At 33.6% G+C, this 24,435-nt stretch carries 26 protein-coding genes; 14 read left to right on the top strand and 12 right to left on the bottom strand.

Translation table 11 applies throughout. From position 1 onward, the window contains the following. The first annotated feature begins 29 nt into the window (after window positions 1-29). Entirely contained in the window at window positions 30-1,127 is a 1,098-nt protein-coding gene (gene meaB, locus GIY83_RS00215; RefSeq protein WP_194617590.1) for a methylmalonyl Co-A mutase-associated GTPase MeaB, read from the top strand. 61 nt (window positions 1,128-1,188) lie between these two features. Here the strand turns inward: meaB and GIY83_RS00210 are convergent, their stop codons facing one another. The 3 genes from GIY83_RS00210 to GIY83_RS25060 all read right to left on the bottom strand — a co-directional run bounded on the left by GIY83_RS00210 (window position 1,189) and on the right by GIY83_RS25060 (window position 3,851). Further along, window positions 1,189-3,123: an LTA synthase family protein gene (locus GIY83_RS00210; RefSeq protein ID WP_208684019.1), complete on the bottom strand. Its 1,935-nt coding sequence runs from the start codon at window positions 3,121-3,123 to the stop codon at window positions 1,189-1,191. Between the two features lie 58 nt (window positions 3,124-3,181). Beyond that, a complete protein-coding gene (locus GIY83_RS00205; protein WP_055095484.1) occupies window positions 3,182-3,409 on the bottom strand; it encodes a hypothetical protein in 228 nt (75 codons plus the stop codon). Between the two features lie 316 nt (window positions 3,410-3,725). Continuing rightward, window positions 3,726-3,851, bottom strand: coding sequence for a hypothetical protein (locus tag GIY83_RS25060; protein WP_255474273.1), 126 nt, complete (start codon window positions 3,849-3,851; stop codon window positions 3,726-3,728). 98 nt (window positions 3,852-3,949) lie between these two features. Here GIY83_RS25060 and GIY83_RS00200 point away from each other — a divergent pair, with 98 nt between their 5' ends. Both GIY83_RS00200 and GIY83_RS00195 read left to right on the top strand, forming a co-directional pair. Further along, window positions 3,950-4,465 carry a hypothetical protein gene (locus GIY83_RS00200; RefSeq protein ID WP_194617588.1) on the top strand — a complete coding sequence of 172 codons (516 nt, stop codon included), beginning with the start codon at window positions 3,950-3,952 and terminating at the stop codon, window positions 4,463-4,465. Between the two features lie 169 nt (window positions 4,466-4,634). Then, on the top strand, window positions 4,635-5,570 hold the full coding sequence (locus GIY83_RS00195) for a DUF6268 family outer membrane beta-barrel protein (RefSeq protein WP_208684017.1): 936 nt from the start codon (window positions 4,635-4,637) through the stop codon (window positions 5,568-5,570). Window positions 5,571-5,572: 2 nt separating this feature from the next. On the opposite strand, the gene GIY83_RS00190 is transcribed toward GIY83_RS00195, so the two are convergent. The 6 genes from GIY83_RS00190 to GIY83_RS00165 all read right to left on the bottom strand — a co-directional run bounded on the left by GIY83_RS00190 (window position 5,573) and on the right by GIY83_RS00165 (window position 13,062). After that, window positions 5,573-6,286, bottom strand: coding sequence for a LytTR family DNA-binding domain-containing protein (locus tag GIY83_RS00190; RefSeq protein WP_194617586.1), 714 nt, complete (start codon window positions 6,284-6,286; stop codon window positions 5,573-5,575). A gap of 274 nt (window positions 6,287-6,560) precedes the next feature. Further along, entirely contained in the window at window positions 6,561-7,610 is a 1,050-nt protein-coding gene (locus GIY83_RS00185; protein ID WP_194617585.1) for a sensor histidine kinase, read from the bottom strand. Window positions 7,611-7,737: 127 nt separating this feature from the next. Then, window positions 7,738-8,328, bottom strand: a complete 591-nt coding sequence (locus GIY83_RS00180; RefSeq protein ID WP_194617584.1) for a porin family protein — start codon at window positions 8,326-8,328, stop codon at window positions 7,738-7,740. Window positions 8,329-8,650: 322 nt separating this feature from the next. Then, window positions 8,651-10,432: a cytochrome-c peroxidase gene (locus tag GIY83_RS00175; RefSeq protein ID WP_194617583.1), complete on the bottom strand. Its 1,782-nt coding sequence runs from the start codon at window positions 10,430-10,432 to the stop codon at window positions 8,651-8,653. Between the two features lie 96 nt (window positions 10,433-10,528). Then, complete coding sequence (locus GIY83_RS00170; RefSeq protein WP_194617582.1) at window positions 10,529-11,986, bottom strand: hypothetical protein; 1,458 nt, start codon at window positions 11,984-11,986, stop codon at window positions 10,529-10,531. 194 nt (window positions 11,987-12,180) lie between these two features. Then, window positions 12,181-13,062 (bottom strand): PPK2 family polyphosphate kinase, encoded by an 882-nt coding sequence (locus GIY83_RS00165; protein ID WP_194617581.1) that lies wholly within the window; start codon window positions 13,060-13,062, stop codon window positions 12,181-12,183. Between the two features lie 221 nt (window positions 13,063-13,283). On the opposite strand from GIY83_RS00165, the gene GIY83_RS00160 reads away from it, so the two are divergent. The 10 genes from GIY83_RS00160 (at window position 13,284) to GIY83_RS00115 (ending at window position 20,396) form a co-directional block, all read left to right on the top strand. Then, window positions 13,284-13,994: a YgcG family protein gene (locus tag GIY83_RS00160; protein WP_194617580.1), complete on the top strand. Its 711-nt coding sequence runs from the start codon at window positions 13,284-13,286 to the stop codon at window positions 13,992-13,994. Between the two features lie 38 nt (window positions 13,995-14,032). Further along, window positions 14,033-14,869: a hypothetical protein gene (locus GIY83_RS00155; RefSeq protein WP_194617579.1), complete on the top strand. Its 837-nt coding sequence runs from the start codon at window positions 14,033-14,035 to the stop codon at window positions 14,867-14,869. Between the two features lie 5 nt (window positions 14,870-14,874). Next, a complete protein-coding gene (locus GIY83_RS00150; RefSeq protein WP_194617578.1) occupies window positions 14,875-15,393 on the top strand; it encodes a hypothetical protein in 519 nt (172 codons plus the stop codon). A gap of 311 nt (window positions 15,394-15,704) precedes the next feature. After that, the gene (locus GIY83_RS00145; protein WP_194617577.1) at window positions 15,705-16,205 is read left to right on the top strand and encodes an RNA polymerase sigma factor; all 501 of its coding nucleotides are present in this window, start codon (window positions 15,705-15,707) and stop codon (window positions 16,203-16,205) included. 2 nt (window positions 16,206-16,207) lie between these two features. Further along, window positions 16,208-17,149, top strand: a complete 942-nt coding sequence (locus tag GIY83_RS00140) for a hypothetical protein (protein ID WP_194617576.1) — start codon at window positions 16,208-16,210, stop codon at window positions 17,147-17,149. A gap of 92 nt (window positions 17,150-17,241) precedes the next feature. Next, window positions 17,242-17,607 carry a TonB-dependent receptor plug domain-containing protein gene (locus GIY83_RS00135; protein WP_194617575.1) on the top strand — a complete coding sequence of 122 codons (366 nt, stop codon included), beginning with the start codon at window positions 17,242-17,244 and terminating at the stop codon, window positions 17,605-17,607. A 130-nt stretch (window positions 17,608-17,737) separates the two neighbouring features. Continuing rightward, window positions 17,738-18,325 carry an LURP-one-related/scramblase family protein gene (locus tag GIY83_RS00130; protein WP_194617574.1) on the top strand — a complete coding sequence of 196 codons (588 nt, stop codon included), beginning with the start codon at window positions 17,738-17,740 and terminating at the stop codon, window positions 18,323-18,325. A 114-nt stretch (window positions 18,326-18,439) separates the two neighbouring features. After that, window positions 18,440-19,156 (top strand): 3-ketoacyl-ACP reductase, encoded by a 717-nt coding sequence (locus GIY83_RS00125; protein WP_208684015.1) that lies wholly within the window; start codon window positions 18,440-18,442, stop codon window positions 19,154-19,156. Between the two features lie 109 nt (window positions 19,157-19,265). After that, entirely contained in the window at window positions 19,266-19,775 is a 510-nt protein-coding gene (locus tag GIY83_RS00120) for a hypothetical protein (protein WP_194617572.1), read from the top strand. Between the two features lie 3 nt (window positions 19,776-19,778). Next, window positions 19,779-20,396, top strand: coding sequence for a hypothetical protein (locus tag GIY83_RS00115; protein WP_208684014.1), 618 nt, complete (start codon window positions 19,779-19,781; stop codon window positions 20,394-20,396). 203 nt (window positions 20,397-20,599) lie between these two features. Here GIY83_RS00115 and mtaB read toward each other — a convergent pair whose 3' ends face one another. Further along, on the bottom strand, window positions 20,600-21,934 hold the full coding sequence (mtaB, locus tag GIY83_RS00110; RefSeq protein WP_208684012.1) for a tRNA (N(6)-L-threonylcarbamoyladenosine(37)-C(2))-methylthiotransferase MtaB: 1,335 nt from the start codon (window positions 21,932-21,934) through the stop codon (window positions 20,600-20,602). A 504-nt stretch (window positions 21,935-22,438) separates the two neighbouring features. Here mtaB and GIY83_RS00105 point away from each other — a divergent pair. Next, the gene (locus tag GIY83_RS00105) at window positions 22,439-22,957 is read left to right on the top strand and encodes a hypothetical protein (RefSeq protein ID WP_065451486.1); all 519 of its coding nucleotides are present in this window, start codon (window positions 22,439-22,441) and stop codon (window positions 22,955-22,957) included. Window positions 22,958-23,059: 102 nt separating this feature from the next. Here GIY83_RS00105 and GIY83_RS00100 read toward each other — a convergent pair whose 3' ends face one another. Continuing rightward, a complete protein-coding gene (locus GIY83_RS00100) occupies window positions 23,060-23,587 on the bottom strand; it encodes a GNAT family N-acetyltransferase (protein WP_208684010.1) in 528 nt (175 codons plus the stop codon). Between the two features lie 12 nt (window positions 23,588-23,599). Then, the gene (locus GIY83_RS00095) at window positions 23,600-24,403 is read right to left on the bottom strand and encodes a Cof-type HAD-IIB family hydrolase (RefSeq protein WP_194617568.1); all 804 of its coding nucleotides are present in this window, start codon (window positions 24,401-24,403) and stop codon (window positions 23,600-23,602) included. Window positions 24,404-24,435: the final 32 nt, after the last annotated feature.

The following is a 24,435-nucleotide window of genomic DNA, read 5'->3' as shown; positions in this document are numbered from 1 at the left end:
TGTACTTTTACAATACCAAAAACAATACTTTGTCAAGTTCAAAAAAACAATCCAGCAGCTTACAAGAAAAGGCCGGAATTTCATCTCCTGAAATCACGAATGTTGCTGCTATCCATCAAATTAAAAAGAATAGAAGACAACAGCCTTCTTCTGGTGAATTGATTGACGGAATTTTAAACCAAAACATCGCATCACTTAGCCGCGCCATCACTTTGGTCGAAAGCACCAATCCTGAACATGCTGCAAAAGCAAACGAAGTTATTAATGGATGTTTGCCTCATGCCAACAAATCTATCCGAATAGGAATCACGGGAGTTCCCGGTGTTGGAAAAAGTACTTTTATTGAAGCTTTTGGAAGTTTCCTGACTCAGTTAGGCAAAAAAGTTGCAGTACTGGCTGTTGACCCGAGCAGCTCGCTTTCGCACGGAAGTATTCTAGGCGATAAAACCCGTATGGAAGAGCTTGTAAAGGATGAAAATGCCTTTATCAGACCAAGTGCTTCTGGAGATACTTTGGGCGGTGTAGCCCGTAAAACACGTGAATCTATTATTTTATGCGAAGCGGCAGGTTTTGATACTATTATTATCGAAACAGTTGGTGTCGGGCAAAGCGAAACTGCTGTACATAGCATGGTAGATTTCTTTCTATTATTAAAAATTTCAGGTGCCGGCGATGAATTACAAGGTATTAAACGTGGTATCATGGAAATGGCCGATGCTATCGTCATCAACAAAGCTGATGGTGATAATATCAAAAAAGCAAATCAGGCAAAACTGGAATTCAACCGTGCTTTGCATTTATTTCCTCCAAAAAAATCAAACTGGCAGCCAAAAGTTACAACTTGCAGCGCCATCACCAAAGAAGGCATTTCAGAAATCTGGGATACTATCTCCAACTATTTTGAGCAAACTAATGAATCCGGTTTCTTTCCTGAAAAACGAAAAGACCAAAATCATTTCTGGATGATGGAAACCATAAACGAACAATTAAAATTAAATTTCTACAATCAGCCTGACATCATTTCGCAACTCGAACAAAACAAAAAAGCAGTGCAAAACGATGAAATATCACCTTTTGCAGCTGCTTCTAATTTATTAAAATTATATTTTAATAAAGACACAAAGTAGCAAAGGTTCAAAGCGACAAAGTTTTCACACTCTGTATCTTTGAACCTTTGTCCCTTTGAACCTATTTTTTTCTCAACTTATATTTGTTTTCTTTATATAAATTTCCTGCCGTAATTACATGCGCCAAAGCATCTTTTGCTAATTCTTCATTTAATTTTACCGGAATTAAAGTCGTATCGTTTTTGATTTCGAATTGTAAAGGTTTCAAGTTTGGTTGCATGATTACAACTTGGTTCTCAACTCTGAACGCATTGATGTCATTAAACTGCATAATCGATCTTCCTTGTGTTTTTGGATCTAGTTTGTTTAGATTTCTCCCTACCATTGGCGTTTCAAACGGAAGTCCTAAATAACTCAACAATGTTGGCGGAATATCAATCTGACTTGCCAGTTTACTATATGAAGTCCCTTTTGGAACTCCAGGCCCTATAATCAAAGCCGGAATATGGAACTTATTAATTGGCACTAAATTTTTTCCGTACGTTCTGGTATTATGATCGGCAATTACGATGAAAATCGTGTTTTTGAAATAAGGTTCTTTTTTAGCCATTTCGAAGAATTTCCCAATAGAGAAATCGGCGTATTTCATGGCGTTGTTTACCGTTGCAGGCTTCGCATCATAAGGTTTGATTCTTCCGGCAGGATATTCAAAAGGTTCATGATTTGAAGTCGAGAACATTAAAGAGAAGAATGGTTTATCTCCTTTTGCTTTAAAATAATTGTTGGCTTTAGTAACCAAATCTTCATCAGAATAACCCCAGGTTCCTTTGAAAGCATATTTGTTTCCATCAGATTCAAAATCTTCCTGATCTACAATATTTTCAAAACCATTTCCGTTGAAAAACGAAGCCATATTGTCAAAATTTGCCATTCCGCCATAAATAAAACTGGTGTCATACCCTTTTTGTTTTAAAGCTTCCGCCAAAGTAAAAAATCCTTGTTGCGAATTTCCTAGTTTCACTACACTTTCTGATGGAGAAGGTAAAAATCCGGTTACAACCGCTTCGATTCCGCGAACGCTTCTTGTTCCCGTACAATATAAATTGGTAAACAATAATCCTTCTTTAGATAATTTATCAAATTCTGGTGTTAATGGTTTTCCTCCTAAAACTCCAACGTATTCGGCACCTAAACTTTCTTGCAAAAAGATCACCAAATTGTATGGTTTCTGTTTTACTGAATCTGGTTGCTGTACATGCAAAAACGGAATTTCGGCATCTGTAAAATCATTTGGTCCGGCAATCATGTATTTTTTTACACGAGCAATCGCTTCGGCTTCATCCATTTTACCATACATCTTGGTGTTTCCTTCATTTTTTATTGAATAAGCTGCAAAAGCTACAGTATAAAATGAATTTAATCCTAGAGTATTTGTCAACTGATCTGTGGAGAAAACAGCATTACTAGCATTGATTGGGCGTTTTGAAGTAAGACTTGAACGTGCTCCAAAAAACAATAAAAAAGCCACTAATGGAAAAAGCATCAGTTTGAATTTGTATTCGGTACTTGTCGTATAGAAATATTTTTTCCCTTTTTTGAATGCAAAATAAATTACAACTCCTAAAATTATAAAAGTAACAACGATAGAGGTCAGATAACTTTTTAAAAGCATACCCACTACTTCTTTTGGATAAATAAGATAATCTAAGAAAATCTTATTCGGACGTGTATCATATTGTTTTACAAAATCCGGTGACGCCAATTCTACAAAAAGAATCAGAAACAGAAATAAGAAACTATAAATTACCAGAAAATTATTCGTGAATTTAAGCCATTTATTCGGCAGAAAAGTAATTAAAACGGCCGGTAGAAATGACAAATAACAAAGTAAAATCAAATCCATTCGAAGACCGATTGGAAAGATGTACCAGAAATCCGGTGTTTGTACTACTCTTTCTTTAAATATAAAAAATAAAAAGATTCGGCTTAAAGTAGTAATTAGCAATCCGATTGCTATGAAATTAAAAATGGGTTTTAAAAAACTTAATTTTTTCATTTGATGATATAAATTAATTTTAGGTTGAAGCATACCTTAGACACACTCTTGTGCATCTCTACTCCTCGTAACGTTTTATTTCCCTGTCGTAAAACTCATTCGCCAAAACAATTAAACCTTCCATTTCAGCATTCAATTCCGCTTCGTCAAGATCCTCAGCTTCTTCCATAAACTCAACCTCATCATCTTTTAAGTTGATTATGAATCTTGGGTAATCAAGGTGAATGATGAAAATATCATCTGGAAAATCAGTATTATCTCCGAGTAAAAATTTAGGTAATTCCATTTTTATTTATTTATTATTTTGTTCTTATTATCTTTTTTTGCCACAGATTGCACAAATTAAAATGATTTTTTATAAAATAATCTGTGAGAATCTATGAAATGTTTTTAATCTTTCAAATTTAACTATTTGAAAGTGAATTTTGGATTAATTTTTTTGTTAGGTAATGAAAGCCAATATAAAGGAAAATTACCGCAGAAGTTAATCCCGCCAAAAGTCCGATTCAGACTCCTTTTACCTTTAATTCAGCATATTATATATAAAAATTATTAATGCATATCTATTCCTAATATAATAAGGTATGCTAATCTTAATTATACTAAAACTCTTTGTCGTACTGCTTTAAATTCACCACCACTTCTTTTTTAAGTCGGCAAAGATAATCAGAAGCTTTGGATTCTTTCACATTATTAAAAACATAAGCAAACATTAAGTAAATTTTCAAGAACCCTAATATTATATAACAATTTCAAAAAATTATATAACAAGTCGAAAAGGCCTCTATTTTACTTTTACACTATTAATAATTCAAAAATATTAGCCATGAAAAAATTACAAATGTTATGCTTATCTGCCTTCGCTTTTTTATATGCCAATACTACTTTCGCTCAGGACAGCGAAATTAAAAATTACGATCAGGGTTTTAGATTGGGCTTTGGTGTAAATGGTGGAATACCAACTGACAATGATTACAGATGGTCGCTTGGTGGAGATGTTCGTTTGCAATATGATTTGACAAAGAAAGCATCGTTGACGTTAACTACAGGTTTTACAAACTTGTTTATGAAAGATCAAAATGGAGTTGAAGTAAAAGATCTTGGATTTATTCCGGCAAAAGCAGGTTTTAAAGCCTTCGTTTGGGAAGATCAATTTTATGTTATGGGTGAAGTTGGTGCAGGATTTGCCGTTACTAACGACTATAACCAAACTACTTTTTTATGGGCGCCTGGAATTGGATACGCCAACAAATACATTGACATTAGTGTCCGTTATGAGGACTACGATAAATTTAATACCAATCAGGTGGCTTTACGTTTAGCCTATGGTTTTAAATTATAAAAGATAAGGTTTATTTTATTTTTTTGTTTTTGGTATAAACCCGAGAGATCGCATAGTCTCTCGGGTTTAGTTGTTTTTATACCATTGGTCAAAACAAATGTACCATTAGTCAAATGATTTTTTAGGATTGATTTAGAACGCGGTAATTCGCAGAAAAATTAATCCAATCATGAACAAAACAGCTTTTTATCTCCTGCAGCTTTTTCTTTTATTATTAGCTGCACTGTCGGCAAGATCACAATCCGGAATCTCTGGCGAATTCAAAGTCGATTACATTCCTTTTTCGAAATACGTACGACCAATGGACAGTACTAAAACAAATGCTGAGAGCAATTTTAAAAGAGCTCAAATCACTTTTGAAGTACCTCTTTCTTTAGAAATGGACAAATACAATCATCCCAAACTTTGGTCTGTTTTTCTTAATGGAAGTTATGCCGGAATGGAAAACAAGAATTACGAAATTCAGGATCTTCCGGTAGAATTTCAAGGTGGTTTTCCAACTGAACTTCTCAATGCGCAAATTGGTGTCAAGCATTTACGCTCTATTTCTGCTTCCTGGTCTTTATTGATTATGGCTTCTGTTGGTGTTTATACAGATATGGTCGAAATTAATAAGGATGATGTCTTAATTCAGGGGGGTGTTCTTTTTATCAAACAATTCAATCCTAATCTGGCTTTGGGTGTAGGACCAGTTTTAACGAATAGTTTTGGTGTTCCGATGGTACTTCCCGGAATTTATTTTAATTGGGAATCCAGAGGGGCTTTACATTTTAAAATTACTTTTCCTGAAGGTGCAGAAGTTGGTTACCGAATGTCTGATACTTTCGATATAAAAGCGGTTATAGAACTAAGCGGAATGACATCAGAAACCAAAATTGGCAATAAATCTTCACTACTGGGTTATCAGCAAATTATTGCTGGTTTACGACCTCAGCTAAAATTTGGCGAACATTGGACATTAGAACCTACCGCAGGAACTACCCTTGTTCGTAATTTTTCGACTACAAACAGAAAAATCAAAGATATTTTTAAAGAAAAAGATATGGCAGATCCTAAATTCACCACCACTTTTTATGGAGCAATAGCCCTAAAATGGAAATTCTAGAGCTATCGGCTTAATAAGTTTTTATAGACTACCTCTTTCAATAATGCCTCACGGCGTGTTCTTGAAATAGGTAGTTCTTGTCCTTTTATAAACAATCTTCCGCCGGAGACAGAATCGATATGGGTAATGTTTACCAAAAACGATTTATGAATTCTAAAGAAAATTTCCTTTGGTAATGTTTCTTCTAGTGAAATCATGGTTTGATGTATGACGATAACTTTATCCTTAAAATGAAGTTTGGCATAATTCTGCATTCCTTCGATATATAAAATATCGACCCAGGAGATCTTCTGAAATCCTTCTTCCTGACGCACATACAAAAAGGGATCTAATTGATTTTGCTTGGGAGACTGAATCATTTCGTACCATTGTTTTGCTTTTAAAGAAGCCTGGTAAAAACGCTGAAACGTAATGGGCTTCAACAAATAATCTACCACCTGTAAACGATATCCATCTAAAGCATGTTCTGAATAAGCGGTGGTAAAAATCACCAAGGGCGGATTGTCAAGAGATTCTAAAAACTCTAATCCGGATAAATAAGGCATATTAATATCCAGAAACAGCAAATCGACTTGTTTTTCCTGAATGTACGCAGTGGCTTCTAATGCCGAAGCACAGGTGCCAATAACTTCCAGAAAATCAATTTTCGAAACAAAATCTGCTATTCCGTTTCTTGCTATAGGTTCGTCGTCTATAATGAGGCATTTCATGTTCATGTTTTTTGTTTCTGGTTGAATGTTTACTTTTTTTTTCACGCAGATTTAGCAGATCTGGCAGATTTTTTTCTTTTGAATTTTTAAAATCCTTTTAATCCTTTATCCCGATAGCTATCGGGAGTGGCTAAAAAATTTAACCGCAAGTTCGCAAAGCATTATATTAAGATTAGTAAATTATAAATTCGCGCTAATTCGTAACCCGAGCGACAGCGAACAGGCGAAGCTAATTCGTGGCAAAAAATCATTTTAATCCTTCTAATCTGTGGCAAAAAAATCACTTTAAGTCTAAAACCACTGTCACAATAAAATCTGAATCGGTTTTATTGATATTCAACTGATGTTTTTCGGGATACTGAATCGCTAGTCTTTTCTTTACGTTTTCGAGTCCTAAGCCCTGACTTTTAGATGGGATTTTGTATTGTTCTGTATGTGAATTTTCTATTTTAAAATACAATTGACTGTTGGATTGTTCACACGATAAATGCACATAACCTCTTTGGTTAGGAAGCCTTGAAACGTGTTTAAAAGCATTTTCGATCAACGGAACCAAAAGCAACGGTACAATCTGAAGTTGTCCGTCTTCGATATTCCATTTGCTTTTTACTTCTAATTCATTTCCCCAGCGGGTTTCTTCAACAGCAATTAAATCTTTGAGGTATTTGATTTCAAGATGTAATGGCACATATTCCTTATTACATTCATACAACTGATAACGTAAAATATCTGAAAACTGAACCAATAAAACAGATGCCAGTTTTACATCGCTTTGCATCAAGATATGAATATGATTCAGGACATTAAACATCAAATGCGGATTGATCTGATCTTGCAAAATCTTAATTTGTGCTTCAAGATGAACTTGCTGTAATTGTGCGTGGTCTTTTTCGATAACACTATGTTCCTGATAAAACCGAAGTCCGCAAGCAGTACCATTTATTAAAATAGCTGCGGGAATACTACCCCAAAATCTTACCCATAAAAACTGAATTGAGTTTAAATGATCTTCATCATGATACAACCGGCCTCGCGATCCTACATCCGAAAAAATAGTATAAATTAATGCCAGACAAAAGGACAAAAGCAGCACAACAATAACGCTTTGCACTGCAAACCAGTTCATTTTGTTTTTCCGCAATGCTTTGGGCAATATTACATCACTCAAAAAATGGGCTAAGAAAGTAGAACACAATAATACTAAAACGGCCTGTGTAGTAGCCGACCAAAAATTGTACTCTTCGATCATTTGTGCCCAAATAGTGATCCCCAGCAAAGACCAAAAGAAGACTAAAAATATCCAATGTCTGTTTTTATGTATTGTAATCATTTAAAAAAAAGAAATAAGTAATTTGTAAGAAATACGAAGTCAAAATTAGCCCTATATTTTCTAAACAAGCAGCAAAGAACCAAAAAAGATTCTTTGCTGCTTAGGGTTAAAAGATAAAGCGATAAACTTATAGAAAAAAGTAGCCAACACTAACATTAAACGAATTAGGTTTAGAACTAAAATTTTTATTTACATTGTTTAATCCGCCCTGATAGGTTACGTCAACAGTAAATTTCCAAATTTCGATTCCCGCACCAACCTGATATCCAATATTCGATTTATCAAATTTCCTATACGAATCTTTTAACTGATTTAATGATGAAAAATTTTCATCGAGCACATAAGAATAGACTCCTCCACCAAAAACTCTCACATTCAGAGCCGAGAGATCGATTACCTTGTATCCAACAACCAAAGGGATGTCGATACTTTTCCACTTTGCATTTTTAGATCCTGTTCCGGAAATTTTTTCAATTTTAGACGATTTCTCGCTATACAATATTTCATTCTGTATATAGAATCTTTTAAAATCAAATCGGGCCATAGCGCCACCAAAATAACCAAAAGCATGCTTAGAACTAAAACCATCTGAAACCGGTAATTCAGAATAATTAGATCCTCCCTTTATTCCCACATGAATAGGAAGTGGGGATTGTGCATTAATTTTAGAAACTAATCCTAATAAGAAAATTGTAGTAAGCAATAATAATTTGTTCATGATAATAGTATTTTATTAATTTGATGCAAAGGAGCATAAACCTAAAACGCTATTAAAATTAGTTTGATGAACTACATTGATGTTTTGACCAAAGGATTATTTTAAGTTTTTTATCTGTAAAAAATGTGGCAAAAAATTTAACCGCAAAGAGCGCAAAAGTTTTTAATTATTTACAGAATGCAAAGTTCGCCAAAGCTTTGTGTTGAACCAGCTTTGCGAACATTGTGTTTTTTTTTTAAGCTTACGCTCTTTGCGGTAAAATCCACCCACAGAGAACACAAATAGTTCCCTACTCTATCATCTATATTCTATTCTCTTTACTCTATCTTGTTTCCTCCGAATACCTCTCATCTGTCAACGTTTTCATAAACGCGATCAGCTGTTTTTTCTCCTTATCAGATAAATTCAATTTGTCTTCTGGTAAAGTTTGGTTTGGAACGTCGAATCCTAAGCCTAAACCTCCGCCCTGATCATAAAAATCAATTACCTCTTCGAGCGTTTTATAAACACCATTATGCATATAAGGCGCTGTAAGTGTTATGTTTCTTATGGTTGGAGTTTTAAAAGAATATTTATGAATGGCGGCTTGCGTGATGACAAACTTGCCCAGATCTCCATCGAGTTTTTTAGCTTTATTGGGAGTTCCTAATATTTCACTTTCAGATCTGTCAAAGTTTGGCGGAACAGTTCCGTTGGTTAGCGGGATAAAATGGCAAGTCGCACATTTGGCTTTGCCTGCAAATAAATTAAAACCTGCTTTTTCATCAGCTTTAAACTTTGCTTTGTTTTGCATATAAGCATCAAATTTAGAATCGTAATGACTCAGCGAACGAATGTAAGATGCTAAAGCATTTTTGATTTCAAATTCATTAATTTCCCCTTTCGGAAAAGCCTTTTTAAAATCCTTCACATAATCTGCATTCTTCTGAATCGCCAAAGCTGATTGCTCCAGAGATCCGTGCATTTCATTTTCATTTTTAATAACTGCGATTGCCTGATCTTCGAGATAACTTACTCTTGAATCTGCAAAAAATACGCGTTGAAAAGCAATATTGGTTAATGTTGGTGTATTACGCTGAATCATCGATTTTCCGTCTAATGAAACCGCTCTTTCCAACCCGTCTGTAAAAGCTTTTTCGGCATGATGACATGAGGCACAGGAACGCGTATTGTTTCCGGATAAAACAGGATCATTGAATAACTTTTTGCCCAAAGCAATTTTTTCCGGCGTTGTTTGATAATCGGGAAAACCTGAAAATGCTTCTGCATCAAAAGCATCTGTATCAAAAAGAGTTTGTGCCGTAACTTTCAAACCTCTTTGCTCTTTCATTACCGGAATTCCTAATTCGGCTTGTGATTTGTAAAGTCCTTTACTTAACGGATTTAAAACTTCTTTGATAAAATTTGCCCTGTCAAAAGCATTAAAATTAGTATTTGTTTTTAAATACTTTTTCCCTTTTTCCAGAATCGCAAGTACTTGTTTTCCATTCGAAACTGATTTATTCTCCAGATAAACCCGATAATATTTCTCGATAGTTTCTAAAGCTACTGAAGCTTCAGGAATTGAATTCAGCACCACCGGCGAATCAAAACCTGTAATTCCTAAAGTAATAATTCTGTACACTTCAAGTCGCATCGCATCAAAAACATGCGCATCAGTTAGTTCATTAGATTTGGATACTTTTTCTAACCGAATTAAATTTGCAGATAAAACACCCAATTCCTGAACCAGTTCCTTTTTACTGTCTTTATTGTATTTCGGGAAAACCAATTCCTCGATAACCTGAAAACCTTCTGGCGGAACAGTCACTTTATCATTTTCTTCAAACTCAGGAATCGCTGGACCGTTGATCGATTTAGAAACTGCCGGCGAATAATACTCGCTGATCATTTCGACTTTTTTATAACTCTCATGCGCTTCCAGAAATTGTCGCTGAATTTGCGCTTCGGTAGAATCCGCTTGTACAGAATATTTCAGCTTGGCTACTTTCTCGACCAGCAAAGTAATATCAGACTGAAATAATTCATTTATTTCCTGATGTTTGCTTTTTTTCTCACAAGCAACAAATACCACCAGGAAGAACAAACAATATATTTTTTTCATGATTTAATAAAAATTAAAAAGAGGAATATTCAGAAAAACAGAAACCACTACTTCAAATAGAAATAGTGGATGACTGTTTTGTAATGATTTAAAAATTTATCTCGCCAAACCTTTTATAACTACAATTTGACTTGCCTGATTTTCTTTTGGACGATTTGTTCCTCCGTCAGGGCTTAAATATTTTTCTCCAGTCCAGGTATGTGGCTGAACGCTCAACATAAAAGTATCAGCAATACCAACCTGATCAGATACATCGATCAAAGCACCATATTCCCAATCTCCAAATTTAGAAGTTCCTCCTACATTATATTTTGCAGCATCTGTAGCAGTGCGACGGTGATCTAATTCAACCACAACTTTCAATGCTTTTGTAGCAATATTGTATTGGTAGATATAAGCATCGTGAGTTTCGTCACCGTATCCGTTAGCATCTTCCTGAACGTAAACATAGTTTTTAGTTACACAAATGTTATCCGGATTTTGAAATTTACCAGCAATTCCAGAACGGTTATCTCCGTCAAGAATAACCTCAAGAGTTCCTTTTAGCGGGTCAGCAGCATCAAGATTTAATTTGTAAACTCTACCGTATTTTGTTCTTGAACCATCTGCATTTGTTCCTGTTGTAGCTTGTCCGGTTACATTAAAATACACTTCACGATCAGCAGCGTCACCACCTTTGCGGTAATCTAAATCTTCTACACGACCAAATTTAATCGCTTTTAGAGTATTTACTGATGCATTGATTTGCGCACCTGTAAGCGTTGTATGATTGTCAATTTTTACAAAAGAAACCGGATATGTTTTACTTACTTCAATATCTTTTTCTCTTTGGTTATCATCATTTCTTTTTAGCATGTACAAAGAACCATTGGTCAAATCACCCACAGCATTCGATACATACATAAAAACCTGACCTCCGTAAGTTCCAGAATCGTCATCACCAATTACAACTACCGTTTTCCCTTTATAGGCAGATGTACGCAATGGCAAAGCATTTTCAGCACTTAAACGGCCAAAACCCGATAATTCTTTAGACACAGATGCAGAACCCACACTTCCGTAAGGATCTAATGCATGCGTACGAGATTCTTCACCAGATTCTCCACAAGTTAAATAAAGCGGTCCAAAACCATGTTCTTCTTTTGTAGCCATAGTTGCCCCACACAATCTCCAGGTTCCACCGCTAGAGTTTAACAAATATTCTCCTTTAGTAGGTTTAAAGGTTTTGTCAAGTGTAATTCTCGAAACAGCAAAGTTATCTTCGTTGTTTACTAAAAAAGTAAAAGTTCCGTCAGTGTTTTTCAATAAACCAGAACCATCGGCAGATCCTCCAAAAACAAATTTTGGACTGTCCGGAAATACATCATCTGAACTAAAAAGAGAATAAATTTTCAGACTCTCAAAACCTGCCTGCGCCTTCAATAAACTTGGTGTTACAGATTGATCCTTTAATACAACACTCGTTGGTGTTTCTGTTTCGTCTTTAGAGTCGTTATTGTTACAAGATGTAATCAACGAACCTAAAATAACCAGGGGTAGAATAATTCTTTTCATTTAGCTAAAAATTGGTTTTATTTTTTTTTACAAAGTAAATCCCTACCCTTTAACTTAAAATGATTTAGATATTATCAAAAAAATAAGACTGAGATCAAAAACTCAGAAAAACCACAAAAAAATTAACATTAAATTAGTAATTCAAAACACACGTAAACTTCCCGTAACATCAAAGCTAAAAAAAGAGCCTTACTTTAAGACTCTTTTTTTAGTTGTTCCTTATACTCCTCAAAATTGGCTTTTATTTTTTCATCCAGTTCCGGTTCCTTTATATCAGTGTATTGTTTCATTTCTTCCCAGATGATCTTGGCCACAATATAACGTGCCATTTCTTTATCATCAGCAGGAACCACATACCATGGCGCATGTTCTGTCGACGTTTTGTTTATAGCCTCCTCATAATATTCCTGATATTCATCCCAATATTCACGTTCTTTCAAATCACCAGGCGAAAATTTCCAGTTGTGTTTTCCTTCTTCCAAACGGCGTAACAAACGTTGCCTTTGTTCCTCTTTACTCAAATGAAGATAGAACTTCATCACAATCGTTCCGTTCTCTGCAATATGACTTTCAAAATTATTAATTTGCTCGATTCTCCTTTTCCAGAATTTAGGTTTAATATCCTCAACCGAATTAATTCCCGGTAAATTCTCTGCCAAAATAAATTCAGGATGAACACGCGTTACCAAAACATTCTCATAATGCGTACGATTAAAAATCGCAAACTTTCCTTTTTCCGGCAACGCATTATAATGTCTCCACAAATAATCATGTTCCAATTCAGCCGAATTAGGCGTTTTAAAACTATGCACCACTACTCCACGTGGATTAAATTCCTTAAAAACTTCTCTAATCAAGCTATCCTTTCCCGAAGTATCCATTCCCTGAAGGCAAATTAAAACCCCGTATTTATTATGTGCGTACATGACATCCTGCAAATCACTCAATTTTGCCTGTACTTTATCCAGTTTTTCTTCTTTTTCGTCATCATCCGCTTTTACCTTTAATAAGGTCGGAATTTTTGATAATTTTATTTTATCTGTAACTCTAAAATCATTCGGCTCTATCGATTTCATACCATTTTCATTTTTATAATTATAAATATAGTAATTTTACGAATCCCGATAGCTATCGGGACTGCTCATTGCAATACTTTTTCGGTAAATTGTTTTTTTTTTCAAGCCACAACAAGAGCTTCCTCCGGTAGCTTTGTTCTGTCAGGAAAAAATACAATTTCTTTTTAAAGTATTTATTCCGAAGCTTCGGGTCTATCAGGGCTAATATCTAAAATCTAAAAATGAAGAAAATCCGATTTCTAATTTTATTCTATGTAATTTTCATAAACTTAAAATCAAATGGACAATCTATTTCAGATATTTCATTAAAAATATGTGATTCTATTCAATCTAATAAGTCTTTTGTTTCTGATACAATCATATTACAACAAGCTAAAATATACTCTAAGTTTTTAGATGACTATCTCACAGTTAAAAAAAATGATTTTAATTTTTCAAATTGGAAAAATGAGATCAATTCCATCAATTATAAACTAACTCGAGAATTAAATAAAACTTGCGAAAAACTTAAAATCAAAACATCTGTCATATTACCGTTTACAAATCTTATAGAAATTGATTCTGTATTTTCAACTGAACAGAGTAAAAAAATAACGCATATATCAAATGAAATAAAATATAAAAATAAAATGGAAATTGTAATTCTATCGATTGATGAATTATATCCTGATAATGAAATTCGAAACTTCTCAAATAATAAACTTATGGAATGGCAAATTGGTGGAGTTTTTGAGAAAGGTGGCACAATAATAGTTTTCAGTAAGAAATTAAGAGTGGTAGCAATATCAACAACTGAAACTGCCATGAAATATTTAACGAATAAAGATTGCGACAAACTAATTGCAGACTTTATGATTCCAAATTTTAAAAACAACAACTATTATGATGGAATATATAAATCGTTAATTGAGATAAAAAATATTCTCAAATAAAATCATTACTTAGTACATAGCTTTCAAAACAAACATTCATGGAAAAATTCACATTAGAAATATTATTTCAAATCATAGGCATCGGTTCTGCATCAGGATTATTTTTCAATAACGATTCATTGTATATCATTGGCGACAACAGCGGATTTTTATACGAATATAATATGCAAAACCAACAATTAAACCAACACGCTTTAATTGATAATCCAACACAAAACATTCCCAAGAACCTAAAACCCGATTTTGAATCGCTAACACATCATAACGATACTTTATATGTTTTTGGTTCAGGTTCTACCGAAAACCGAAACAAAATGATCGAGTTTGATCTTAAAAACAAAACTATTTTACAAAAAAACAATCTGGTCGATTTATACGGCTTAATGCAAAGTTTTGGCGAAATAAAACCGGAAGATTTTAATCTCGAAGGTGCAATCTTCGATGGCGAAAACTGGTACTTATTCAATCGTGGAAACGGAATATCAAACAAAAACACCATTTTCACCATTCACGCTAAAAACTTAGGCGAAGAATTTGCTTTGGTTGCTACCAATTATAAACTGCCAAAAATAAAAGGCATTCGCTCCAGTTTTACCGATGCTATTTTGGTCGAAGACAAAATTTATTTCCTTTCTACCGCCGAAAACACCAAATCAACTTACGATGACGGCGAAATCCTGGGAAGTTTTATTGGACGAATCGACCTTAAAACCATGAAAATAGATTTTACTCAAAAAATAACTTCAACCAATAAATTCGAAGGTTTGACTTTCTATAAAAAAGAAAATAACAAAATCGAGTTTTTGCTTTGTGAAGATAATGATACTGAATTATTAGAAACTAAGATTTTTAAGTTGGTTTTGCCAGTTAAGTAAATTTCATGAGAAAAATAATTCTTTCGTTGCTATTAGTTATCATTCTTTTGAGTGGCGGATACTTATTTTATGATTTAAAAATAAAGAAAACTCGAAAAGAAAACTTTGGTACGTTCAATATTAAAGACTTTGATACAAAAAGCAAATATTTTAAAACTTTAAGCCCAAAAGATTTGAATCCAAAATCATTTATTAAAGTTTTTACAGAGAAATATAATAAAGACTCAGCATTTAATTACGTATCAATGTTAGGAGAGTTTCCAAACAATTGGGTAAAACCAAATGATATTCAATATTTAATGTCAATTATGAGATCGAAAGAAAAATGCTGTGGGTATATGAATATATTTTCATCGACTCTTTCAATTGAAAATGGTGAAGTTGGAGGTTTTTCCATAATTTTTCTAAATTCTTATATCTCAAATACTAAAATTAATTTGGGTTTGAATTGTAATCCAAAAACAGATGAAGAATCTGTTAAAAAAATAGAAAATTGGTATAGAAACATGAAAGATAAAAATTAATCTCAGTTTTTCTCATTGCGAGGAACGAAGCAACCACACTAACAAAAGCAAATTTGCTAGTCAAAAAATACTAGATGAGATTGCTTCGTTCCTCGCAATGACTCCCATAATAACGTAGAGGCGCACAGCAGTGCGTCTCCCCCAAAGAATATCCGCCAATAAAACCTCTGTTACTTTGAACCTTTGCCATTTTGAACCTTTAAAAAAAAACTTTTTTTAATCACCGTCCCAACCTTTTTATCTTTTTAACCCTCTTTAGTATAAAGACAACAATTGTGATAAACGAAACGCTAATTTCTAACTGCAAAAAAATGAACCGCGATGCGCAGCGTCAGGTTTATGAGCATATGGCTCCAAAATTGTATCGACTTTGCAAACGATACCTCAAAAAGGAAGAAGAAATAGAAGAAGCTATGGCTGACGCTTTCTATACCATATTTACAAAACTGGAACAACTAAAACAGGTTCTGGCTTTTGAGGCATGGGCGCGAAAAATAACCGTAAACCATTGTTTGGCAACGATCAAAAAGAACACCAATTTTAATATGTATCTTGATGATGTCAAATTGCTTGCGCAACCTTTTACGGATGAAATTAATACATTAGAAGAAGAGGATTTACTTAATTTACTCAATCATATTCCAGACGGCTGCAAAACTGTTTTTAATCTTTTTGTTATCGAAGGTTTCGGACACAAAGAAATAGCCGCAATGCTAAACATTTCTGAAGGCACATCAAAATCACAATTGAATGCCGCTAAAACGAAACTAAAGGAATTAGTTAACAAATTGTATTACCAAAAAGTAAAATAGTCATGGACAATCAGGATAAAATATTCGATAAATTTAAAAAAGCCGCAGAAAACTCGGAACAAAAAGACTTTCCCGGAATGGACAAAGTCTGGGCCCGCGTTGAAGATAAACTCGATAAAAAAGAAGATAAAAAAGCAATCGCATTATGGAAAAAAATTGCCATCGCAGCTTCTCTTTTATTACTTATTTCGGTAGGATCTCAGTTTATAAAATCAGACAAAACAGCCATTCAGGATACTAAAGTTGTAATTAAAGAAAATATAGAACAAAACATTTTAGAGAAAAATAAAACAGTTGTTGCTTCAGAATCACCGCTAGTTCCAAAACCCGAAGCGCTTAAAATTTTAGATAAGCAAGTCACCAGACAAAACAACGTAGCAGAAACACCTATGTATGTTACTGAGGCTGTGGGAGCAGGTACAGCAGATGCCATAATTATCGAAGAACCAGCCGCTGCACCCGTACAAGCAGATTATGCTATAGAAGAGGATAATACTATTTTGAAAGATAAAGCAGCTCAAAATTTAGATTATTCCAGAACTGTAGAAAGAGAATCAGCTAAAGTTGCTTTTGCTGATAAGCAACCACAAATGGCTAAAAAAAGTGCTCCGCTAATTGTTCTTAACGGAAATGCAATATCGCACAGCGATGACAAAAAAAGAGACAAAATGATGCAGGCAGAACTTCCGAATTTACAACCTGAAAATGTAGATTCTCTGGTAGTTTTAGATGCTCCGTTATATATCATTGACGGAATTTACTATTCTGAAAATGATTTATTTGGCACAAATCCCACAAGTCCCTACGCGCCTTTGAATAAGCAGGAAATAAAAACCATTACAGTCCTTCAGGATCTGGAAGCAACATCAAAATATGGCGAAAAAGGTAAAAAAGGAGTTGTAATTATTACTACCAAATCAGGTAAGCCAACTCCTAAAAACTAAAAGAAAAAATCTAAAATTTAATCTTAAAAATCTTTGTCAGAGTTTTAGACTTTGACAAAGATTAAACCCATCATTTATTTAAAATTACCATCATGAAAAACGTAAAACTTATTTCATTAGCACTTTCTATGCTTGTATGTTTCGTAGTAAAAGCGCAGGAAAAGCCAGTTTCTAAAGAACATGAAAAAAAATATTCAGAAATAGAAACCACACCTTTTATAAAATCAAAAGACACAATTCCAGCTAAAAAAATAGTTATCTGTGCTATATCACGACCTTTATCAAATGAACCATTAACCATTTTAGATGGGGTTATAATCGATTCAAAAAAATTTTCTAAAGTAAACCCAAATGACATTGAAAGCATTAAAGTTTTAAAAGGAATTGATGCTACTTCTATTTATGGTAGTCGGGCTGTAAACGGAGTTATTATTATTACATCAAAAAGAAAAGAGTAACCATTTCAATTCAGTCAATTTCATTCGAATTTAATATTGATTTATTAACAGAATTAGTTTTACATTTGATCTCCTTTTGAAAAACCTTCAAAACTTATTCTAGTAATATATAAAATTCAAACAAAATTTCATGAACCCACTTTTAAATCAGAATCTATTTCTTGTAAAAGAACATATCGGAATGTTTAAAGCTGCTAATAACTACGATATTTATAATCCTGAAACCAATCAGATTATTATGAATTGCAGAGAAAACAATCTTGGCTTTTTTACCAAAATGTTACGTTTTACAGATTATAAAAGAATGACTCCTTTTGATATTGAAATTACTACCGCTTCCGGCGAAAAAATAATTTCGGTAAAACGTGGTATCGCCTGGTTACGTTCGACTGTTGAAGTTTTTGACGAGAAAGACCGTTTACTGGGAACATTTAAACAAAAATTATTTTCTATTGGTGGAAAATTTGAAATTCTGGATAAAAACGAAAGAACCGCTGCTACTCTTCAGGGAAAATGGACGGGCTGGGATTTTAAATTCAGTCACGAAAATAAACAATTGGCTCAGGTAAGCAAAAAATGGGCAGGAATGGGTAAAGAGTTTTTTACCAGCGCTGATAATTACGTGCTGCAAATCGAAGAAACTGTTGCACCTGATAGTCCGCTTAGACAATTAATCCTTGCTGCTGTTATGTGTATAGACATGGTACTGAAAGAATAGATTAAAGTTGTTAAACTTAGATTAAGAAAATAGCTGAAAGCATCATTTTAGCAAGCAAAAACTGTATTTTTGTGTTACTAAAATGATGCTTTTTGCATTTCTAAAAAATAAATCATGACAGACTTAAAAAATAAAAATGCCTTAATTACAGGTGCAGGAAAAGGAATTGGAAAAGCAATTGCGATTGCACTTGCCAAAGAAGGAGTAAACGTAATTTTAGTTTCAAGAACTCAGAGTGATGTTGATCAATTGGCGACTGAAACTGCTGCTTTAGGTGTAAAATCCCTGGCTTTATCTGCTGACGTTTCGGACATTACTTCTATCAATAGTGCTGTAGAAAAAGCTTTTACCGAATTTAAAACCATAGACATTTTAATCAACAATGCCGGAATCGCTGCTTTTGGCAATTTCATGACATTGGAACCATCGGACTGGGAAAAAATTATTCAGGTAAACTTAATGGGAACGTATTATACAACCCGCGCTGTTTTACCTAATATGATCGAAAGACAAACTGGTGATATTATCAATATTTCGTCGACAGCAGGATTAAACGGAAATGCATTGACAAGTGCTTACAGTGCATCAAAATTTGCTGTTTTAGGATTAACTGATTCTCTGATGCAGGAAGTTCGTAAATACAATATTCGTGTTACGGCCTTAACTCCGAGTACGGTTGCCACAGATTTGGCTTTAGACTTAAAACTTACAGATGGTAATCCGGATAAAGTAATGCAATCTGAAGATGTAGCCGAATTAATTATTGCACAATTGAAATTAAGCCGTCGTGTGTTTATAAAAAACAGCAGCATTTGGTCTACTAATCCTTAAAAAAAATAATTTTCAATATTTTTAAATTCCAAATTCCAATTGTTGATTGTAAAAAACTTCATGAATTGGAATTTGGAACTTTAAAGATTGGAATTTTAAAAAAAATATGATGGAAAAATATTTAAGACAATTAATCTCAATAGAATTCACAGATAAAAAAGAACTTTTTACCGGATTTCTAATTGATTATTCTGATGACTGGATTTTACTGCGAAACAATCCCGAGGATTTTATACTGGATGGTTTTGTGATTTTGAAAAACAAAAATATCGAAGCCGTTCACAGAGATCAAGATCTTGAATTTACAGAGAAAGTAATTCGTTTGAAAGGTTTAAAAACAAACGCCGAAGATATTATCCCAATTCGTGATTTAAGTTCGATCCTGAATTATGTAAATAACAAATATGGTATTTTTCAGATCTCTAAAAAATCAGCTAAATCAGCTTATTTAGGGAAATTACTAGAATTAAACGACGAAGAACTTACCATTGATTTCCTGGATATAAAAGGTCAGTTTGGTGGTGAATTGAGTTTTAATCCGGAGAAGATCAGAGTTGTTGAGTTTGATACGGATTATATTAATTCTTTGAAGTTGGTGATTCCGGAAGATCAGAAGTAGAATATGAAAAAACTTGTTATCTTACCAGTATTATTCATCTTGGTTTACTGCTCTCAAAAAAGCAAAACTGAGGATATAAATCCTGAAATCTCAAAAAAAGATTCTGTTTCCATAAAAACGGAAAGGAAAACTTCGCAAGAGGAAAAAACAAGTAAACTTTTGGTGGGTACAAAAATCGAAGGTGATTTTGATGGTGACGGGAAAAATGAATTTGCCACTGTTACAAAAACAAAACAAGGAGAAGGAAATCCTATAGAAGACGGAACTCCGGATGAGTATACTATTTCTTTTAGTAATCCATCATTAAAAGCAATACCTATTAATTGTTGCGAAGCTACTCTTATTAATGAAGGCGACTTAAACAATGATGGAAAAGATGATTTTTCAGTTTTTCAGGCTCCCATGAACGGATGTATGTATACTATGACTACTTATTCTTTACAAAATTCAGAATGGAAACAAATTGTAGAAACTTTTTCAGTTCCCACAGGCTGTGATGGATTTACTGCTGAAGATTTACAAAACAGCATTTTTATTGAAAACAAAACAGTTTATAAAATGGAAAGGGATCCTAATGACGAAAGTTTAAAATTGATTCGAAAGAAAATTGAATTGAAATAAATATCTTTAGTGTTTGCTATTCATTCTCTGAAATTGGTAATTCTGGAAGATCAGAAATAGAATTTATTCTAAATACAACTAACGTTTCAACTTTGACAAAATTTTTCGAAAACAGAAAAGCCCTTTTCACAAAGGGCTTTTCTGTTTTTATTAGTGTGGTTGCTTCGTTCCTCGCAATGACAAACTTTGCGCAAACTATATGTTTATGCTTCCGCCAATTTATTTAAAAACTCTAAACGAACACTTCCGTCTTCGTCGATCTTTGTCAGATTGATTTCTTGTAAAGTATTTACCAATGCCGGATTCCACGGCGTTTTTACCTTTACGTAGTTTTCGGTAAAACCGTGAATGTAACCTTCTTTGTTTTCACTTTCGAATAAAACCGTTCGGTTAGATCCTAGTTGACTTTCGTAAAAAGCACGACGTTTTTTAACCGATAATCCGCGTAGCATTTTGCTTCGTTTTGCTCTAACATTTGCGGGAACAATTCCTGGCATATTTGCAGCTTCAGTATTGTCTCTTTCTGAATACGTAAACACGTGTAAATATGAAATATCCATTTCGTTAAGGAAATGATAGGTTTCTAAAAAGTGCTCATCGGTTTCACCAGGAAATCCAACAATCACATCAACACCAATACACGCGTGCGGCATTACTTCACGAATCTTGTTTACACGTTCTGTATATACTTCACGTAAATAACGACGTTTCATTAATTTTAAAATATCATTACTTCCTGATTGCAACGGAATATGAAAGTGAGGGACAAAAGTTCTGCTTTTAGAAACAAATTCTATTGTTTCATTTTTTAGCAAATTAGGTTCGATAGATGAAATTCGTAAACGTTCGATTCCGTCAACCTTATCCAAAGCCTGAACTAAATCAAGAAAAGTATGTTCGTGTTTTTTATTTCCAAATTCTCCTTTTCCATAATCACCAATATTTACTCCAGTTAAAACTATTTCTTTGATATTTTGAGCCGAAATTTCTTTGGCATTCTGCAATACATTTTCTAAAGCATCACTTCTCGAAATTCCTCTTGCTAACGGAATCGTGCAATAGGTACATTTATAATCGCAACCATCCTGAACTTTTAAGAAAGCACGGGTACGATCACCAATGGAATAACTACCTACATAAAAATCAGCTTCGGCAATTTCGCAGGAATGAACTTCACCCATGTCGTTTTTACTCAAATCGGTAATATAATTGGTAATTTTAAATTTTTCGGTAGCACCAAGAACCAAATCAACACCATCAACAGCCGCTAATTCTTCTGGTTTTAATTGTGCGTAGCAGCCTACTGCAGCTACAAAAGCTTTATCATTAAGTTTCATTGCTTTTTTTACCACCTGCTTAAATTGCTTATCAGCATTCTCAGTAACTGAGCAAGTATTGATAACATAAATGTCTGCTATTTCTTCAAAATCAACGCGATCAAAACCTTCGTCACTAAAGTTTCTGGCGATTGTAGAAGTTTCTGAAAAATTCAGTTTGCAACCAAGCGTATAAAAGGCAACTTTTTTTCTGTTTTCCATGGGAATAAACTACGTTTTAAGTAGTAAGATATTATATTTACATCTCTTTTAAAGAGTTTGCAAATTTACGTACAATATTCTTTAAAATAAAATCAATAATACACTATATATCAATATTTTGGAGCAAACCAATATTTAGTCTATCCTAAAAAACTATATGTTAAACCAAACAAACAGGGAATAAAATTTATTTGTTTAAAAAAGAATTCATGAATTCAATAAGAATAAAATGACAAAATTATCGATTAAATGCAAATATCATCGATTAAATACATTTTTTTGCGTGTTAAATTCAAATTTTCTTACATTTAACTTTGTTTAATTCGTTCATAAAAAGTAATTTCACCTCCTATAAAAGTAGTGAGTAAAAATTATATTATTTAAACAATAAATCGGCATAACAATTTTGATTTTCCCTCGTTATGTTGTTGTTTTGTTGTTATAAAAAAATGGGAAGGCCGAAAACCAGAAAGAGTAGGCAAAATTTATAAATTAAAATTCCATATGAAAGCATTTTTACCCACAATCTGCTTGATGTTCTTAACTATTTTTAGCTCGCAAGCGCAAACTGCTGCTCCAGCTGCTAATCCATTTCCTTCTATTAGTACATTGACAACATGGGCGAGCTTAAACTCTCAATCTCAATTTGATATTGCAATTCGTGCGGTTGGATTTAAATTTGAAGTAAAAGAACCGGGTGAAGGCTCAACAGCTTACACTTATATTCGCAAAGTAACAGTAAATGAAGTAAACTATACAGATAGAATCGTTTACAGAATTACAAGTAATAATTCAGCAAGTATTATTTCTTTAGTAACAGCTTCTACTGATTTGGTTAGTTTGTATACACCACAATTGTCTACTTTTAAAAACAACAATTGTAAAACTGAAATGTCTAAAGACAAAAATACTACTTGTACTTGTTATGAAAGCGCGAATTTTGCAATCGATCTTTGCGACGAGCGTGTAAAACTAACAATGGGTGACGGAAATAAATATTTTGTTTCTGTAGCTAAAAAATAATATCTAATTAAAGTATTAGAAAAACTACGAGCTGTTTTCCAAATCTTTGTGAATCTTAAACGAGATTAAGTTTGCAAAGATTTGGAACGCATTTCTTAGGTTTTATAAGTTTGGATTTTTTAGTTCGTACCAAACTTCCATTTCTCCTTCATATTCAAAAGAATTTACGTAACGCATACCCAACTTTTCAAGAATTCTTCTCGAGTTTTCATTCCCTTTATCAGCGTAAGCGTATAACGCATCTACTTTCATTGTATTAAAAGCATAGTCTACAAAAGCATTTCCGGCTTCGGTCGCATATCCTTTTCCCCAATGTTTTTCGATAAAACGATATCCAATTTCATAAAAATCTTTATGATGATTGATTTCATTGGTAATAAATTTTATTCCGGACCAGCCTATAAACTCTCCCGTTTCTTTTAGAACAACTGCCCAGCGACCTGCACCTAAATCCCTGTATTGTTGTTGAATAATTTTGATATGAGAGCGACTTTCCTCAATATCTTTTACCGGTTTTTTACCAACAAAAATATGTACGTTCGGGTTAGAATCTAATTCAAACATTCCTTGGTCATCTGATGCTATCAATTCTCTTAAAATCAAACGTTCTGTTTCTATTGGTTCTTTCATCTCAGGAATAATTTAGTATAGAATATAGCGCTGTACCACTTCAGCAACTCCGTCATTATTATTTGAAGCCACAATAACATCTGCCCTGTCACGTAATTCAGGCGTAACATTATCAACCCAAACGCCAAGTCCGGCATATTCGATCATAGTTAAATCATTTCCTGCGTTTCCTACGGCGATAATTTCACTTTGATGAATATTTAGCTTTTCAGCCAAAAGTTTTAAACTGGCTGCTTTATCAATTCCGTTTTGAGCGGCTTCCAGGAAAAAAGGTTTAGACATCGCAACACTCAAATGCGGCATTGCCAATTTTAAATCTTTTTCTACTTCTTTTAGATAAGAAGGTTCTGCCAACAAAATGCATTTTACCGCTGGTTTGGTAACTGCTGCTTTAAAATCAGCTACTTTATTGTGTGGTAATCCGGTGATTTCTTTTTCGATGTCGATATACTCAGAATCTGTTTCGCTAACAATTTCACCGTCAATATAGGTAATAATATGCGTTTTCATTTTTACACTATAATCGTACAAATCATGAATTTGTTCCGGCGTCAGGCATTGTTCAAACAACACAAGATCATCTTTTACAGTACTGATTACTGCTCCATTAAACGAAATAATATAAGAATCGTACAAATCAAGCTGCAATTCCTTAGCATAAGCCGTCATTGCTGATGTTGGTCTGCCCGAAGCCAAAACTACATGAACACCTTTTGCCTGCGCTTCAAGAAGTACTTTTTTATTTAAATCTGAAATTTTATGATCGTCTGTCAACAAGGTATCATCCATGTCGAGCACTAGCATTTTATACTGCATTTTTTTTTTAGTTTTCAGTTTTCAGTCACAGT

The sequence above is a fragment of the Flavobacterium sp. SLB02 genome, from assembly GCF_009664855.1.
Classification (GTDB): Bacteria; Bacteroidota; Bacteroidia; order Flavobacteriales; family Flavobacteriaceae; genus Flavobacterium.
This window is presented reverse-complemented; position numbering and strand designations above follow the sequence as displayed.